At 50.5% G+C, this 1,512-nt stretch carries 1 protein-coding gene; it reads right to left on the reverse strand.

The genetic code is table 11. From position 1 onward, the window contains the following. Positions 1 to 164 precede the first annotated feature (164 nt). Positions 165 to 917 (reverse strand): restriction endonuclease, encoded by a 753-nt coding sequence (locus tag Q6D67_RS21540; RefSeq protein WP_304707896.1) that lies wholly within the window; start codon positions 915 to 917, stop codon positions 165 to 167. Positions 918 to 1,512 lie beyond the last annotated feature (595 nt).

The raw sequence follows: 1,512 nt of genomic DNA on the forward strand, positions 1-1,512 counted from the left end.
CCTGGCAGATACCTGCCAGTTGATCTAGTAAAGACCAAAAAAGCGGGACTGAGTGACTATATCCGCGGAGACGCTTTCGGCCAGGAGCGGACGTCGACGCCCAGTTCAGCCGCGACAGGATCGCTGTGCAGTGAGCTTCCCACAACTCCGAAGAAAACATAAATTTACTTAACTTGTATCGACTTCAACCAACTGATCAAATTTTGACCGCACCTCAATTCTAAGCGAGTGGGTGTCAACAGAGAAAATTCACTGTACACACGAGGCGCAAAACGAGACGTGGTTGTGATGATTACTTTAGATGCATCGGGGTGCGTCACCAACGTCCCGACAGCCGCCCTTACATCGTTCGCAGTTACCACATGGTTTCCTGAGTAAGCTTTCGCTTGATCTAGGATTTTTATCGCTCCGTGCCCAGGTAGCTCCGCAATAATATCTACGCCCCCGTCACCACTTGCGGGTGTCAACTCAACATTATAACCTGCACGAATGTAGGATTCCGCTAAGAACTCTTCAAACTGTCTGGGTTTTTTTGCGAAGTCGAAAAGACTATTCGGGTTCTCCATTATTTTTTTGAAAATCGCCTCCCAGGGAACTGTCAAGAACACTTGGGCTTGGCGAGCAGGAGCACTTGATATGGCGGCTATGGATATAACCCCGTCGGTGTTAAGTTCAAGATCATTCGATGGATTACTCAATCGCTCAACACCCAGATGGTTTTTAGCGAACGAAAAGAATGAATCAACCCCATCGCTTTGAATCTTGATACTACCGTGCTCTACCACTGCAACGACATTCTGCCGTTGAGACCCCACGCCAGGATATGTCACAAGGAGCACACAACCAACAACATTAGCCACAACGTCAACTGTCGCAACCGTGTGCGCAATACTTGCGGCTGCGTAGTTTGCACCCAAGTATCGCACCGTTTGATCACCAGCACCCACCCCCAACGGAACGGATAGATTATCACCCGAGTCGCCATAGGCTATGTTTAACCTACGATTAACTACACTGGCTGTTAGTGCAGGTGCAAAGATACATAGGCCGTACCGATTTAAGCCGATCTCGATCAGACATTTCTTCAAGGCGTCTATGGTTATCACTCTCATAGCTTTAACGCTGAAGGCAGCCGCGGCGACGCTGTCGGCTGGCCCTACGGGTTATTGAAGCATCGGGAAAGCCCACCCGAGCACCACGTTGCCGGAGCGAAGGCGGAAGCCTTGGCTCGACGGATGCTGCATGGACGACGCCACCAATTGCTCCAGAACTGAACATTTGAGAGATGGCACGCCTGGATACGAAGCGGCATCTCCGCGAAGACGCTTTCCGGTTGTATATGGCACCAGGATAGAAAACACTGAGGCATAAAATGTCCGGCCTCCTTGAGATCGGGTTCCCTAATCGAAATCCCTGCACCCTCGCCAACTCCATTTTCCAGTGGGTTCTACCCCACTTCTACGGACGGTTCTAAAACGGCTGAATACTCAAGATCACGCTTGGCCACTCTCC

The organism is Haliea sp. E1-2-M8, from assembly GCF_030649675.1.
Classification (GTDB): domain Bacteria; phylum Pseudomonadota; class Gammaproteobacteria; order Pseudomonadales; family Halieaceae; genus Haliea.